Annotated in this window: 17 protein-coding genes; 13 read left to right on the top strand and 4 right to left on the bottom strand. The window is 62.7% G+C overall.

Features of this window, described 5'->3' with window-relative positions; genetic code table 11:
• Window positions 1–19 precede the first annotated feature (19 nt).
• The 10 genes from BFP93_RS28800 (at window position 20) to BFP93_RS04330 (ending at window position 9422) form a co-directional block, all read left to right on the top strand.
• The gene (locus BFP93_RS28800) at window positions 20–184 is read left to right on the top strand and encodes a hypothetical protein (RefSeq protein WP_163001619.1); all 165 of its coding nucleotides are present in this window, start codon (window positions 20–22) and stop codon (window positions 182–184) included.
• 3 nt (window positions 185–187) lie between these two features.
• Window positions 188–853: a DNA oxidative demethylase AlkB gene (gene alkB / locus BFP93_RS04370; protein WP_065892178.1), complete on the top strand. Its 666-nt coding sequence runs from the start codon at window positions 188–190 to the stop codon at window positions 851–853.
• A gap of 75 nt (window positions 854–928) precedes the next feature.
• On the top strand, window positions 929–1975 hold the full coding sequence (gene ada / locus BFP93_RS04365; protein ID WP_065892177.1) for a bifunctional DNA-binding transcriptional regulator/O6-methylguanine-DNA methyltransferase Ada: 1047 nt from the start codon (window positions 929–931) through the stop codon (window positions 1973–1975).
• Window positions 1976–2084: 109 nt separating this feature from the next.
• Window positions 2085–3143 carry an NAD(P)H-dependent flavin oxidoreductase gene (locus BFP93_RS04360; RefSeq protein WP_065892176.1) on the top strand — a complete coding sequence of 353 codons (1059 nt, stop codon included), beginning with the start codon at window positions 2085–2087 and terminating at the stop codon, window positions 3141–3143.
• Window positions 3144–3248: 105 nt separating this feature from the next.
• Entirely contained in the window at window positions 3249–4001 is a 753-nt protein-coding gene (gene modA / locus BFP93_RS04355) for a molybdate ABC transporter substrate-binding protein (protein ID WP_065892174.1), read from the top strand.
• Complete coding sequence (gene modB / locus BFP93_RS04350; RefSeq protein WP_065892172.1) at window positions 4002–4682, top strand: molybdate ABC transporter permease subunit; 681 nt, start codon at window positions 4002–4004, stop codon at window positions 4680–4682. It abuts the gene before it with no gap.
• A gap of 5 nt (window positions 4683–4687) precedes the next feature.
• Window positions 4688–5767, top strand: coding sequence for a molybdenum ABC transporter ATP-binding protein (gene modC / locus BFP93_RS04345; protein ID WP_065892171.1), 1080 nt, complete (start codon window positions 4688–4690; stop codon window positions 5765–5767).
• A 75-nt stretch (window positions 5768–5842) separates the two neighbouring features.
• Complete coding sequence (locus BFP93_RS04340; protein ID WP_065885669.1) at window positions 5843–6892, top strand: DNA topoisomerase IB; 1050 nt, start codon at window positions 5843–5845, stop codon at window positions 6890–6892.
• Between the two features lie 124 nt (window positions 6893–7016).
• Window positions 7017–8651: an ATP-binding cassette domain-containing protein gene (locus tag BFP93_RS04335; RefSeq protein WP_065892169.1), complete on the top strand. Its 1635-nt coding sequence runs from the start codon at window positions 7017–7019 to the stop codon at window positions 8649–8651.
• Window positions 8652–8717: 66 nt separating this feature from the next.
• Window positions 8718–9422: a YoaK family protein gene (locus BFP93_RS04330; protein ID WP_065892164.1), complete on the top strand. Its 705-nt coding sequence runs from the start codon at window positions 8718–8720 to the stop codon at window positions 9420–9422.
• A gap of 155 nt (window positions 9423–9577) precedes the next feature.
• Here the strand turns inward: BFP93_RS04330 and BFP93_RS04325 are convergent, their stop codons facing one another.
• From BFP93_RS04325 to BFP93_RS04310, 4 genes are all read right to left on the bottom strand, one after another.
• A complete protein-coding gene (locus BFP93_RS04325; RefSeq protein ID WP_065892159.1) occupies window positions 9578–9931 on the bottom strand; it encodes a hypothetical protein in 354 nt (117 codons plus the stop codon).
• A 171-nt stretch (window positions 9932–10102) separates the two neighbouring features.
• Window positions 10103–10414 carry an AzlD domain-containing protein gene (locus BFP93_RS04320; RefSeq protein ID WP_065892157.1) on the bottom strand — a complete coding sequence of 104 codons (312 nt, stop codon included), beginning with the start codon at window positions 10412–10414 and terminating at the stop codon, window positions 10103–10105.
• A complete protein-coding gene (locus tag BFP93_RS04315) occupies window positions 10411–11106 on the bottom strand; it encodes an AzlC family ABC transporter permease (RefSeq protein ID WP_065892156.1) in 696 nt (231 codons plus the stop codon). Before BFP93_RS04315 ends, BFP93_RS04320 begins: the two co-directional genes overlap by 4 nt.
• Before the next feature lie 71 nt (window positions 11107–11177).
• Complete coding sequence (locus BFP93_RS04310; protein WP_065892155.1) at window positions 11178–11393, bottom strand: hypothetical protein; 216 nt, start codon at window positions 11391–11393, stop codon at window positions 11178–11180.
• A gap of 348 nt (window positions 11394–11741) precedes the next feature.
• Here BFP93_RS04310 and BFP93_RS04305 point away from each other — a divergent pair, with 348 nt between their 5' ends.
• The 3 genes from BFP93_RS04305 (at window position 11742) to BFP93_RS04295 (ending at window position 14449) form a co-directional block, all read left to right on the top strand.
• Window positions 11742–13025 (top strand): arsenic transporter, encoded by a 1284-nt coding sequence (locus BFP93_RS04305; RefSeq protein ID WP_065892154.1) that lies wholly within the window; start codon window positions 11742–11744, stop codon window positions 13023–13025.
• A 213-nt stretch (window positions 13026–13238) separates the two neighbouring features.
• Complete coding sequence (locus BFP93_RS04300; protein ID WP_065892152.1) at window positions 13239–13850, top strand: LysE family transporter; 612 nt, start codon at window positions 13239–13241, stop codon at window positions 13848–13850.
• Window positions 13851–14155: 305 nt separating this feature from the next.
• Window positions 14156–14449, top strand: a complete 294-nt coding sequence (locus BFP93_RS04295) for a hypothetical protein (RefSeq protein WP_065892150.1) — start codon at window positions 14156–14158, stop codon at window positions 14447–14449.
• Window positions 14450–14618 lie beyond the last annotated feature (169 nt).

The raw sequence follows: 14618 nt of genomic DNA, 5'->3' as shown, positions 1-14618 counted from the left end.
CACCGTAAGGAAAAAAGCTGTGAACACCACCAAATACGTCATCAAGTACAAGCTCAACGGCGAACGTCGCTTCGAATTTGCCCAACTGACCAGCAACAGCGTCGAGGAGGCCCGGCAGGCCCTGGCGAAAATCCACGATGCCAGCGACGAGATTACTGACATCAACGTGAGCAAGGCGCTGTAAGCCATGGCCGGGCCTACCGCTGACCTGTTCGCCGATGAGGCCTTGCAGCAACCGGCAAGGCGCGAACAGATTGGCGAAGAGTCTTACGTCCTGGGAGGTTACGCCCTGCCCTGGATTGAGCGTTTATTACCCGAATTGCGGCGTGTCCTGGCCCAGTCGCCGTTTCGGCAAATGGTCACGCCCGGCGGCTTTACCATGTCGGCCGCGCTGAGCAGTTGTGGCGCGCTGGGCTGGACCACCGACACGCGCGGCTACCGCTACAGCGCCCTCGACCCGCGCAGCCAGCAACCCTGGCCGGCAATGCCCGACGCGCTGCGCGAATTGGCCATCTCGGCGGCAAACGCGGCGGGTTTCAGCGATTTCTCGCCGGATGCCTGCCTGATCAACCGCTACGTACCCGGCGCCAAAATGTCGCTGCATCAGGACAAGAACGAGCAGCGCTATGACGCGCCAGTGGTGTCGGTGTCCCTCGGCCTGCCGGCGATTTTCCTGTTCGGCGGCCATCAGCGCAGTGACAAGACGCAAAAAGTCTCGCTGTTCCACGGTGATGTGGTGGTCTGGGGTGGGGTGGATCGCCTGCGCTTCCATGGCGTGATGCCGATCAAGCAAGGCGAGCACCCGATCATGGGACCGCAACGCATCAACCTGACCTTTCGCACCGCCGGCTGATTTGACCGCAAGCTTCGGAGTGTCGAGCGCCAACTGTCGGGTTAATCTGCCGATCACCACTCAAGAGTGAAGGCCATGAACCACTCACTGGACCCACGCTGGGCCGCCATCGTTGCCCGCGATGCCAAAGCCGATGGACTGTTTGTCTACGCTGTGAAAACCACCGGCGTGTACTGCCGCCCCAGCAGCGCCTCACGTTTGCCGCGTCCGGAAAATGTCGAATTCTTCGACACCCCGGCACACGCCGAAGCTGCCGGTTATCGTCCCAGCCGCCGCGCCGCCGGCGACCAGACTCAACTGGCCGCCCACCATGCAAAGCTGGTCGCCGACGCGTGTCGCCAGATAGAACAGGCCGAAACACCGCCCAGCCTGGAGGCCCTCGCCCGCCAGGCCGGCTTGAGTTCGTTCCATTTCCATCGCGTGTTCAAAGCCATCACCGGCCTCACCCCCAAGGGCTACGCCGGCGCCCTGCGCTCACGCAAGGTGCGTGATGGGCTCAAAGCGCAGCAGTCGGTCACCGATACGCTGTACGACGCCGGCTTCAATTCCAACAGCCGCTTTTACGCGGCGGCTGACCAGGTGCTGGGCATGAAGCCGCAGGAGTACAAGGCCGGCGGTGCCAACAACCTGATTCGCTTTGCCGTGGGCCAATGCTCACTGGGAGCGATTCTGGTGGCGCAGAGTCAACGCGGCGTGTGTGCGATTTTGCTGGGTGACGATCCGGATACGCTGGTGCGCGACCTGCAGGACCAATTCCCCAACGCCGAACTGGTCGGCGCGGATCGGGATTTCGAACAATTGATCGCCCAGGTCGTGGGCTTTATCGAAGCGCCCGCCCTGGGCCTGGACTTGCCGCTGGATCTACGCGGCACGGCCTTCCAAGAACGAGTGTGGCAGGCGCTGCGGGATATTCCGGTGGGCAGCACGGCCAGCTACGCGCAGATTGCCCAGCGTATCGGCGCGCCCACGGCATTTCGCGCAGTGGCCCAGGCCTGTGGCGCCAACCACTTGGCGGTGGCAATCCCCTGCCACCGCGTGGTGCGCAGCGACGGCGCGCTGTCCGGCTACCGCTGGGGCGTAGAGCGCAAGCGCACGCTGCTGGCGCGGGAAACCTCGGACTGACCCGGCTGCATAAAGCACTGCCCTCGTCCAGTGAATAAAACAGAGTGGCCGGGTGCCAAGGGGCCTGTTAAAACAGCGAAAAGCCTCACTGACGCTGGAGACGCACCCCATGAGCACCTGGCCAGACACGCGCATTCTCGACCTGCTGGGCATCGACGTGCCCATCATCCAGGCCCCCATGGCGGGCGCGACCACCACCGCCATGGTGATTGCCGCCAGCCAGGCCGGCGCACTGGGCTCCATGCCTGCCGCTGCGCTGAGCATCGAGCAACTGCGTGAGGCGTTGACCGCCATCCGCCAGGCCGGCACCCGCCCGGTCAATGTCAACTTCTTCTGCCACCAGGCGCCCGCAGCGAACGAGGAACACGAGCGGCGCTGGAAAGCGCTGCTGGAGCCCTACTACCGCGAGCTGAGCGCCGATTTTGATGCGCCGACCCCGGTCTCCAATCGTGCGCCCTTCAATGAAGCGGCGTGTGAAGTGATCGAAACCTTTCGCCCCGACGTCGTCAGCTTTCACTTTGGCCTGCCGGAAAAAGCCTTGCTGGACCGGGTAAAAGCCACCGGAGCCAAGGTACTTTCATCGGCGACGACGGTCGAGGAAGCGATCTGGCTGGAACAGCACGGCTGTGATGCGATTATCGCAATGGGCCTTGAGGCCGGTGGCCACCGCGGCATGTTCCTCAGTGACGACCTCAACAGCCAGATCGGCTTGATGGCGCTGCTGCCGCAAGTCGTCGACGCCGTCAGCGTGCCGGTGATCGCGGCCGGTGGTATCGCGGATTCGCGCGGAATGCTCGCCGCGTTTGCCTTGGGCGCCTCGGCGGTGCAGATCGGCACGGCGTACCTGTTCACCCCCGAAGCCAGCGTCAGCGCTTCCCACCACCATGCCTTGCGCCATGCCCAGGCCAGCGAAACGGCCCTCACCAACCTGTTCACCGGGCGCCCGGCACGGGGCATTGTCAACCGCGTGATGCGCGAGCTGGGCGCGATCAACCCCGCCGCGCCTGCCTTTCCACGGGCCGGTGGCGCATTGCTGCCGCTGAAGGCCAGGGACGAAGCCGGCTTCAGCAACCTGTGGGCGGGCCAGGCCTTGCGTCTGGGTCACGACCGCTCGACGTATGACCTGACCCGCGACCTGGCCGAGCAGGCATTGGCCAGGCTGCGCTAGGCCTGTCGGCACGTGGCGCAATTTCGTACTGTACCGGCAGCCGGTAACCGCTATATATTCTCGTACATAGCGGCAATCGGCCGTACACCCTCAAGGAGTTGCTTCATGATGATCCGCGCCGCGCGCCTGGCCCCCCTGCTTGCCGTCTTCGCCCTGGGTTCGGCGCAGGCCGATGAAGTGCAAGTGGCCGTCGCCGCCAACTTTACCGCGCCGATCCAGGCGATTGCCGCCGACTTCGAGAAAGACACCGGCCACAAACTGGTCGCGTCCTTCGGCGCCACCGGGCAGTTCTATACCCAGATCAAGAATGGCGCGCCGTTCCAGGTGTTCCTCAGTGCCGACGACACCACCCCGCAAAAACTCGAGGCCGAAGGCGATACCGTCAAGGGCTCGCGCTTCACCTACGCGGTCGGCACCCTGGCCCTGTGGTCGGCGAAAGAAGGCTACGTGGATGCCCAGGGTGAAGTGCTCAAGCACAATGCGTTCAAGCACCTGTCCATCGCCAACCCGAAAGCCGCGCCGTACGGCCTGGCCGCCACTCAGGTGCTGGCCAAGGAAGGCCTGACTGACAAGGTCAGGGACAAAATCGTCGAAGGCCAGAACATCACCCAGGCCTATCAGTTCGTGTCCACCGGCAACGCCGAGTTGGGCTTCGTGGCGCTTTCGCAGATTTACAAGGATGGCAAGTTGTCCAGCGGTTCGGCGTGGATCGTGCCGTCGTCCCTGCATGACCCGATCAAACAAGACGCGGTGATCCTCACCAAAGGCAAGGACAGCGCCGCCGCCAAGGCCCTGGTCGATTATTTGAAAGGCCCGAAGGCCGCTGCGGTAATCAAGTCTTACGGTTATGAACTGTAAATGCCGCTCACGAGTGCTGATTTTTCCGCGATCTGGTTGACGGTCAAACTGGCCTCGCTGACCACGGTGATCCTGCTGCTGATCGGTACGCCAATCGCCCTTTGGCTGTCGCGCACCCGTTCCTGGTGGCGCGGCCCCATCGGCGCAATCGTCGCACTGCCGTTGGTGCTGCCGCCGACGGTCATCGGCTTCTATCTGCTGTTGACCATGGGGCCCAATGGCTACGTCGGCCAGTTCACCCAGTGGCTGGGCCTGGGCACTCTGACTTTCAGCTTCGCCGGGCTGGTGATCGGCTCGGTGATCTACTCCATGCCCTTCGTGGTGCAACCGTTGCAAAACGCGTTCTCGGCCATCGGCACGCGCCCGCTGGAAGTGGCGGCGACCTTGCGTGCGGGCCCGTGGGATACGTTTTTCACGGTGATCCTGCCGTTGGCTCGCCCAGGTTTTATCACCGCGTCGATTCTCGGCTTCGCCCATACCGTCGGCGAGTTCGGCGTGGTGCTGATGATCGGCGGCAATATCCCGGACAAGACCCGGGTGGTCTCGGTGCAGATCTACGACCATGTCGAAGCCATGGAATATGCCCAGGCCCACTGGCTGGCCGGGGCGATGGTGGTGTTCGCGTTCCTTGTATTGCTGGCACTCTACTCCAGCCGTAAAACCAAAATGGGCTGGAGCTGATCGCGATGATTGAGGTACGCCTGCACCTGAAGTACACAGGCTTTGCGCTGGACGTGGAGCTGCAATTGCCGGGCCGTGGCGTCACCGCCCTTTTCGGCCCTTCCGGCTCCGGCAAGACCACCTGCCTGCGCTGTATCGCCGGCCTGGAGCGCGCCGATGACGGCGTTGTGCAGATCAACGACGAGGTCTGGCAAGACAGCCGTAACGGGGTGTTCGTGCCGCCGCACAAACGCGCCCTGGGCTACGTCTTCCAGGAGGCGAGCCTGTTTCCCCATCTGTCGGTGCAGGCCAATCTGGCGTTCGGCCTCAAGCGCATCCCACGTGCGCAGCGGCGCGTGGATATGGCCCAGGCCACTGAGCTGCTGGGTATCGCTCACTTGCTTGCGCGCGACCCGCAGCACCTGTCCGGTGGTGAACGCCAGCGCGTCGGCATCGCCCGCGCCCTGCTCACCAGTCCCCGCTTGCTGCTGATGGATGAACCCCTGGCGGCCCTCGACAGCCAGCGCAAAAACGAAATCCTGCCTTACCTCGAACGCCTGCACGACGAACTGGATATTCCGGTGCTGTACGTCAGCCATGCCCAGGACGAAGTGGCGCGCCTGGCTGACCACCTCGTCCTGCTCGGCGACGGCAAGGCCCTGGCCAGCGGCCCCATCGGCGAAACCCTGGCGCGCCTCGACCTGCCCCTGGCGCGGGGCGACGATGCCGGTGTGGTCGTCACTGGCCGCGTGATTGCCTACGACGAGCACTATCAGTTGCTCACCCTGCAACTGCCCGATTGCCTCTTGCAGATACGCGTAGCCCACACGCCGATGGCTTTGGGCACACAGCTGCGGGTGAAGATTCAGGCACGGGACGTAAGCCTCAGCCACCAGGCGCAAGCGCACAGCAGCATCCTCAACCGCCTGCCGGTGACGGTCATCAAGGACGTCGCAGCGGATAACAGCGCCCATGTACTGGTGCGCCTGGATGCCGCCGGCACGCCGCTGCTGGCACGCATCACGCGGTTCTCGCGGGACCAGTTGAATGTGCAGCCGGGGCAAGTGCTGTGGGCGCACATCAAGGCGGTGGCGGTGCTCGCCTAAACCATTTGGCACGACCGCAGGACGACGCGGTCAATCAGACATACCGGCCTGATCCGTTGCCAAGGAACCCGCACCATGCCCGACTCTTCGCTGCCTGCCGATCTGCCCCGCGACCTGCACTATGTTGACGACAGCCAACCCGGCATTCGCCGCAAAAAGCTGCGCGGCAAGTTCCAGTATTTCCGCCCCGACGGCGAGCGCATCACCGATGCCGATGAGATCAAGCGTCTGAATGCGCTGGCGGTGCCGCCCGCCTACACCGATGTGTGGATCTGCGCCGACCCGCGTGGTCACCTGCAAGCCACGGGCCGCGACGCCCGTGGTCGCAAGCAGTACCGCTACCATGCGCGCTGGCGCGAGGTGCGTGACAGCGACAAGTACGCACGTCTGCAGGCGTTCGGCGCGGCCCTGCCCAAGTTGCGCAAACAATTGGAAGCACAGATCGCCCAGCCCGGATTCACCCGCGACAAGGTGCTGGCCACGGTGGTGATGTTGCTTGATGCCACGCTGATCCGCGTCGGCAATACCCAGTACGCCCGCGACAACAAATCCTACGGTTTGACCACCCTGCGCAACCGTCACGTGGACATCAAGGGCAGCGAGATAAAATTCCAGTTTCGCGGCAAGAGCGGCGTGGAGCATCAGATCAGCGTCAAGGACCGACGCCTGGCCAGTGTGGTCAAGCGGTGCATGGAACTGCCCGGGCAGAACCTGTTCCAGTACCTGGACGAAAACGGCGAGCGCCATACCGTCAGCTCCCAGGACGTCAACGCGTACCTGCACAGCCTGACCGGCGAGGATTTCACCGCCAAGGACTACCGCACCTGGGCCGGCACGGCCATGGCGCTGGCGGTGTTGCGCGAATTGGCGTGGCAACCGGAGTCCGACGCCAAGCGCCATGTGGTGGCGATGGTCAAGGACGTCGCACGGCAACTGGGCAATACGCCGGCGGTGTGTCGCAAGTGCTATATCCACCCGGCGGTGCTCGAGCATTTCAGCCTGGGTGAGCTGTCCAAGCTGCCCAAGCCAAGGGTGCGCAAGGGCCTCAAGGCCGAAGAAGTCGCCCTGGCGATGTTCCTTGAGCAACTGGTCGCAGACTTGCCCAAGCCCGCCAAGGCGGGTTAGCCTGCGAAGCCCTGTCACTCTCGGGATGATTGCCGACGTGAACAACTAAGCCTTCCAAAAATGTATCTGCAACGAGCCGCCTGGCGCGCACGTTGGCCTGTTCGACATTTTCCTGGAGGTGCTGATGACTCACGTCAACCGGCTGCCCGCATTGATTTCCCTGCAACACCTGTGTTTCCAGTTCGCCAATGGCGAAACCGTGCTGGAAGACCTCAATCTGTCCATAGACCGGGCCCCCACCGGAATCGTCGGTCGCAACGGGCGCGGCAAAAGTATCCTGGCGCAATTGATGGCCGGCATCCTGCAGCCCACCTCCGGTACGTTGAAAGCCCCGGCCCATGTGGTGTATGTGCCCCAGAACGTGGTGGTGCGACCCGGTGCGAGCGTCGCGGACCTCACCGGTACCGCCCAGTGCCTGGCCGCCCTTGAACGCATGAATCAGGGCGTGGCCCTGGCCGGCGACTTGGCGCTGATCGATGAGCGCTGGGACCTGGCCGAACGTCTGCGCACGGCCCTGGATACGGCGGGGTTGACGTCAATTGGCGCCGCGTCCCGGGTCGATCAACTCAGCGGAGGACAACTGGCCAGGGTGGCGCTGATCGGTGCTTTGCTCGCGGCGCCGCCGTTGCTGATCCTCGATGAGCCCAGCAACCACCTCGACAGTGGCGGGCGGGCCTGGCTGCTGCGGCAATTGGCCGCCTGGCGCGGTGGTCTGGTGGTGGTCAGCCATGATCGGCAGTTGCTCAACACCATGGGCCGGATCATCGAACTGTCCCCGCTCGGTGTGCAGGCTTACGGCGGCAACTACGCCGCCTATCTTGAGCAACGCGACGCGCAACAGCAGGCGGCTACCGCAGCGTGGGAATACGCCCGCGAGCAGCGCAGCCGCGAACGTCAACGCTTGCAAAAGGCCCATGACAGCCTGCAGCGCCATGCGGCGCGCTCACGCAAACAGGCAGAGACCGCCAACGTCGACCGCTTTACCAGGGCACGCTGGAAGAGCGCGGCCACGCAAATCGTCAGCGCACGGGGCAGCGCCCATCGCGATCACAAAGACACCCTCGACGCGCAGGTGCGCCAGGCCTACGCACGTGTGGTGGACGAGACGCCGACCCTGCTCGCCCTGCCCGGTTCGGCGCTGGCCAACGGTCGCCAGGTGGTCAGCCTGCACCAGGCGCAGTTGCCCTGGCTGGACCCGCGTGCACCTTCGACCTACCTGAGCCTGGACCTGACCGGACCGGTGCGCGTGGCAGTGCGTGGGCCGAACGGTTGCGGCAAATCCACTTTGCTCAAGCTGCTTGCCGGGCAATGGCACGCCGTCAGTGGCTCCTGCGCGGTCACGGTGCCCTGCGCTTATATCGACCAGCACCTGAAGCTGCTGGACGACCAGCGCAGTATCGTCGAACAGCTCAACCTGCTCGAAACACCACTGATGGAAGCTGAACTGCGCACACGCTTGGCCTTGCTGCAGCTGGATGCCCGGCGCGTGACCCAACCCGCCGGGCAACTCAGCGGTGGCGAGCGGTTGAAAGCGGCGATGGCGATCGCTTTATGGCGCGGGGCACCGGCGCAACTGTTGCTGTTGGACGAACCGACCAATCACCTGGACCTGGAGACGGTGGTGGCCTTTGAACAGGCCTTGCAGGGATTTACTGGCGCGCTGATGGCGGTGTCCCACGACGAGGCGTTCCTGCAGGCGATCCAACCCAGCCATTACTTGAGCTGGTACAGCACCGGGTGGCGCCTGGAGCCTGTGTGATCTGATTGCGCGCCGTGGCAAAGCGTCCTAGGGTAGTGGCCGGATAATCTCACTGGAAACCGGCCGATGCTGCCTTCACCCGTCAAGCCTTACGCCAATGCCGCGCTCGCCCATCGACAACGCTGGCGTGGACGCGTGGGCCTGCTGCTGGTGGCTGGTTTGTCGGTACTTGCCGGCATGACCGATGCCATTGGTTTCATGGCCAGCGGCGATTTTGTCTCGTTCATGAGCGGCAACACCACGCGCCTGGCGGTCGCGATCAGTGCAGGCGACGGGGGGCTTACCGCACGCCTGGTATTGCTGGTTGCCACCTTCATCATCGGCAACGCGTTGGGGGTGATTGTCAGCCGCTTGAGCAAGCGCCACGCGCTGCCCCTGTTGCTCAGCATCGGCGCCCTGCTCTGTGGTGCGGCACTGCTGCCATGGTCCGATACGCTGCCCGCGCTGTTGGCGGCGATTATCGCCATGGGCATGCTTAACGCGGCCGTCGAGCAAGTCAATGGCGTGCCCGTGGGGCTCACCTATGTCACCGGGGCGCTCTCACGCTTCGGTCGCGGGCTGGGCCGCTGGTTGATGGGCGAACGCCGCAATGGCTGGCGCATGCAGCTGGTGCCGTGGGCGGGGATGTTTGTCGGCGCGGTGATCGGGGCACTGCTGGAACAGCAGATCGGGCTGCGCGCGCTGTGGGTCAGTGGCGCGCTGGCGGGGTCACTGGGCCTGGCGACCCTGGCGATACCCCGGCGCTGGCAGTTGGGTTTCATGCCACGCTGAACAGCAGGGTATGGAAAAAAGGTGCCCGCCCGACGTTTCGGCCTCGACATCCGTGTACCGGTAAAGAGCCATCACGTCGGGCGAGCCGGTGAATAATAAGCCAATGCCCGACGGCTGTCCCGCCGGGCGTTTCTGAATATGACTAAGGCAAGGTATTACAGACAAGTGGCGAGCGCAGCCAGACGACGTTTGGCGGGCATCGTGTCCTCTGCGGCGTAATACTTGACGGTCGAACCTGCGCCCGTGCTCAGCACATCCACAAAGTAATCACCGCCCGTGGTGTACACCGTAAAGCCCCCGGCCTCGGTGGCTTCCTTGAAGCCGCCGGCATCGACGCCGAATACGCCTTCGTCCTGCCAGCCGTACTGAATGCATTGGGCGACCACCAGGGTGGCCTTGTCCGACGCCATGGTCTTGTACGGGCTGCCCGCACGCGCCTCCTTCATCTTCGAACCCGCGCAGCCGGCCAGCGTCGCCAGTACCACTGCGCCTATCACCACTTTGTACATGCCTGTGCTTCCTTGGAAAAACCGTGACTCTACCATTGCGCCGCCGCCAACTGACGCGCCCATGAACTTTGTTTCACTGTAAAGGCAAAGCGGGCCGATTATAGTGGCCACGCTCATTTTTAGAAGTCTCCCTTCTGCCCGCCCTCCCGCGGGCTTTTTTTCGCCTGCGGTTCACAACCACCAGCGCAGCAGATAAAACAGCGCCATGCTCGACAGCACCGTGACCAGCACGCTGCGCGTCCACAGCATCAACCCCACGGCGCAGATCCCGGCCAGCAGGTAGGGGTTGCTCGGGCTCAGGTTGAGCTGGTGGTCTTTGATGAAAATAATCGGCCCGCAAATCGCGGTGAGCATGCCCGGTACGGCAAACCCGAGGAACTCACGCGTCCCCCGATTGAGCCGTACCGGCAGGCGCGGCTCGATAAACAGGTAGCGGTTGAAAAACACCACCAGCGCCATTGCCATAATCATCAGGTAGATCATCGCTGCCCGACTCCCAGGCGTTTGCAGGCGAACCCTGCACTCATCCCCAATACGCCCGAGACCACCACCGCCGATTCCCAGTGCAGGTAACTCAGCCACACCGAACACAACAGCGAGACGGCGACGCAGACCAGCGTCGGCACGTCGCGCACTACCGGCGTGATCAGCGCGATAAAGGTCGCGGCAATCGAAAACTCCAGCCCCAGTTGGTCCAGGCCTGGAATACTTTTGCCCAGCACAATGCCGGCCAGGGTGAACAGGTTCCAGATGATATAGAACGTGAGGCCCACACCCAGGGCATACCAGCGATTGAAGGTCTGGCGGTCATAGTGGTTGACCAGGGCAAAGAACTCGTCGGTCAACAGAAAACCCAGGCTCATGCGCCAGCGAGTGTTGAGCGAGGACAGCGTCGGGCGCATGTGCATGCCGTAGAGCAAATGCTGGGAAGTCAGCAGCAAGGTGGTCAGCACGATGGAGATCAGGCTGGCGCCGCTTTTGACCATGCCGATCGCCACCAGTTGGGCCGCGCCGGCAAACACGATGGCGGACAAGCCCTGGGCTTGCAGCGGCGTGAACTGCGCATCGATGGCCATGGAGCCGGCGAGCAACCCCCAGGGGGCGCAGGCCAGGGATAACGGAATGACAGCAATCGCGCCACGTGTGAACGCGTCATAAGGGAGGGCAGCAGGCATGGACGGGGCTCATCGACAAACAGTCGGCCAGCATGCCGGTGCACGCGGGGGCTTGTCTTGAACGATCTTGCTCAGGCCAGTTTTACCGAGACCAGTTCCACCGAGTCGCGCGCTTCGCGCAGTTCGTAGGCGTCCTGGTTCAACCGGTGGATGGTGTTGAGCAGGCGCTGGCGCAGCACTTCATCGCCGAGTTTTTCGACGGCACGCATCAGGTCAAACGCCGCGGTTTCGTTATTATCCGCGACGGAATCCAGGGTTTTGCGCAGGTTACGAGTGGCTCGGGTCACGCGGGAGCTTCCTTCATCAGCAATGGGCGGGCACTTTAGGACATTGATGTTTCATTTTAATTTCAATCACTTGTGGTCGATCATCGGGCAGTTGATCCACGTCAACCGAAATCAGGATTTGACCTACGTGGCCCTTTATCCGCAATCCTGTTCAAATGCTGGCCGCTGCCGCCTGAGCACGTCCGACGCTATTAATCCTGCGCGTGCGCGAACTTTACGTAGGCGAACTGATCCATGCCTTGGATGACAGCCGGCCCTGCTGGCAGAACGACGCGCCGCGTCCGGATGCACTGGGCGACAGACCATAACCGGCCAGCACTTGCTGCTGAGCCATCGGAGCGTTAATTCATGCTTGTCGCAATTGCGATTTTCCTTGTCACCATCGTGCTGGTCATCTGGCAACCCAAGGGCCTGGGCGTGGGCTGGAGCGCCAGCCTGGGCGCGATCCTGGCCCTGGCCTGCGGGGTGATCAGCCTGGCGGACATCCCGGTGGTGTGGCACATCATCTGGAACGCCACCGGCACCTTTGTCGCCTTGATCATCATCAGCCTGTTGCTGGATGAAGCCGGGTTCTTTGCCTGGACCGCGCTGCATGTGGCGCGCTGGGGGCGTGGCCGAGGCCGGCGCCTGTTTGCCTATATGGTGCTGCTCGGCGCACTGGTGTCGGCGCTGTTCGCCAATGACGGCGCGGCGTTGATCCTCACCCCGATTGTGATGTCGATGCTGCTGGCCCTGCGCTTTTCTCCGGCGGCGACGCTGGCATTCGTCATGGGCGCAGGCTTTATCGCCGACACGGCGAGCCTGCCGCTGGTGGTGTCGAACCTGGTGAATATCGTCTCGGCGGATTATTTCAAGATCGGCTTCAACGAATATGCCGCCGTGATGGTGCCGGTGAACCTGGTCAGCGTCGCCGCGACCCTGGCGGTGCTGCTGTGGTTTTTCCGCCGCGATATTCCGCAGAGCTACGACCCGGCCGACCTGGAACAACCCGACAGTGCCATCCACGACCGTGCGACGTTTCGTGCCGGCTGGTGGGTGCTGGGTATTCTGCTGGTCGGCTGCTTCGCGCTGGAGCCCCTGGGCATTCCCATCAGCGCGATTTCCGCGGTCTGCGCCGTGCTGTTGCTGGTGATCGCCGCCAAGGGCCACACGATTTCCACGCGCAAGGTCTTGAAAGACGCGCCATGGCAAATCGTGGTCTTTTCCCTGGGCATGTACCTGGTGGTGTACGGCTTGCGTAACGCCGGCCTGACCGATTACCTGGCCACCTGGCTCGACACCTTCGCCGCCCACGGCGTGTGGGGCGCGGCCATGGGCACCGGTGTGCTGACCGCGCTGTTGTCCTCGGCGATGAACAACCTGCCAACGGTGTTGATCGGCGCGCTGTCCATCGAGTCCAGCCATGCCGTGGGCGTGGTCAAGGACGCAATGATCTACGCCAACGTGATCGGCAGCGACCTGGGCCCGAAAATCACCCCTATCGGCAGCCTCGCCACCCTGCTGTGGCTGCATATCCTGGCACGCAAGGGCATCACCATCACCTGGGGCTACTACTTCAAGGTCGGGATTGTGCTGACCGTGCCGGTGCTGTTGATCACCCTCGCCGCCCTCGCCTTGCGCCTGAGTGTCTGAGGAATGCCATTCAGTTGAGCGTATACGGCCGTCTGTAGGAGCGAGCTTGCTCGCGAAAAACGTCAACGATAACGCGTGCTTTCTAAATGAACGCGGTGCCTATGAGTTTTTCGCGAGCAAGAGCTAGGCGCCCGCTCTTGCACATTCAATGCTGCATGGTTTCCTGCCCTCGGACTGACGTATGCTTTCGCACTTTCTCGAAAGGACACGGGCATGCTGACGATCTTTTTCTACGCGCTGGTTTTCGGCTTTGTATTTTGCCTGTCTCCCGGCGCAGTGCTCGCCGAAACCCTGCGCCGTGGTTTGCTCCACGGTTTCACACCGGCCCTGTTGGTACAGGTTGGCTCGCTGGTGGGCGACGCCGTCTGGGCGGTGATCGGGCTGACGGGCATCGCGCTATTGATCCAGCATGAGGCGGTACGCGTGCCGCTGACGGTGATCTGCGCGCTTTACCTGGCCTGGCTGGGCATCCGCAGCCTGATCGATGCCTGGCAGCTACCTCAAGTCGAAAGCGCACCCGCCAGTTCGGCAAAAAACGCACTGGTCGTGGGCGCGACGATCTCCCTGGCCAACCCCAAGAACATCGTTTACTGGGGCGCCTTGGGCAGCGCGTTGTCGGGCATCGTTGGTGCTACTCCGAGCCATGGGCAAACGCTGATGTTTTTTGCAGGCTTTATGCTTGCGTCGGTGCTGTCCTGCTTTCTTACTGCCGCGCTGGTCAACTTGCTGCGCAAGAATGCTTCGCCGACTTGGCAACGCATCAGCTATGGCGCTTGCGGTATTGTATTGATTTATTTGGCAGTCCTCGCGGCACAGAGTATTTGAAGTTACATAGGCCGCCACTTATCTGAATAAATTCTGAATATCGACTCATTTAATTAACCATGCGTTGACATTCTGTAACTGCCTGAGTAAATTGCCCCTGCCCGCAACAGGGGCCTTTTTTAAACCTCACAAAAGAAGCCAATGGACACAGTATCTAGTCGCTGTCCGAGCACCGCCTCAGCGGGCGTCGGGCGCCAAACCCAGAACATGACGGGACTTGCCCTCCAGGCCCGGTAAGCTGCGCTAGAGCTTGATGCTCCACCGTAACTGCCTCGCCGGTCGCGTGTCCGGTCCCGAGGTGTGTTATGACCTTGCAAACCCTTGTTTTACCTGATGTATGCACCCTGGCCGCGGCCCTGCGCGCCAAGCTGCATCGTGCGCCTACTGGCTTGCGCCCTGCCCGCGCGGCCTTTGATTCATCCTCCCTCCAAGTGCGTCCAGCCCGCCCGCTGGCGCATTGGCGTGTCTGCCCGCAAAGCGGCCAATTGGTGCAGCAGTGGGATCACGCCGACCCTCAGGACCCGCAGAGACCGATCGTTTCCAGCCTGGCCCAGGCTGACGTGATGCTCGGTTTTTACTTGAGCGCTCGCGCCGCCTGACCTGACTGGAAACAGCAACTTTCTTATTGATGCACTGGAGTTCCTTATGAACTTTCCCAGTCGTGGATGGCTGCGCGCACGTTAATTAACGCGCCGTCAGTATTCACTATTAAGGGTTGTCCAGACCTTATTTAAACCGATCGCAAAGTTCGCGGCTCGGCGTGCTTTC

The organism is Pseudomonas sp. 44 R 15 (genome assembly GCF_900004965.1).
Taxonomy (GTDB): Bacteria; Pseudomonadota; Gammaproteobacteria; order Pseudomonadales; family Pseudomonadaceae; genus Aquipseudomonas; species Aquipseudomonas orientalis_A.
Note: the sequence above shows the minus strand (reverse complement) of the source record. Positions and strands in the feature narration are given on the sequence as shown.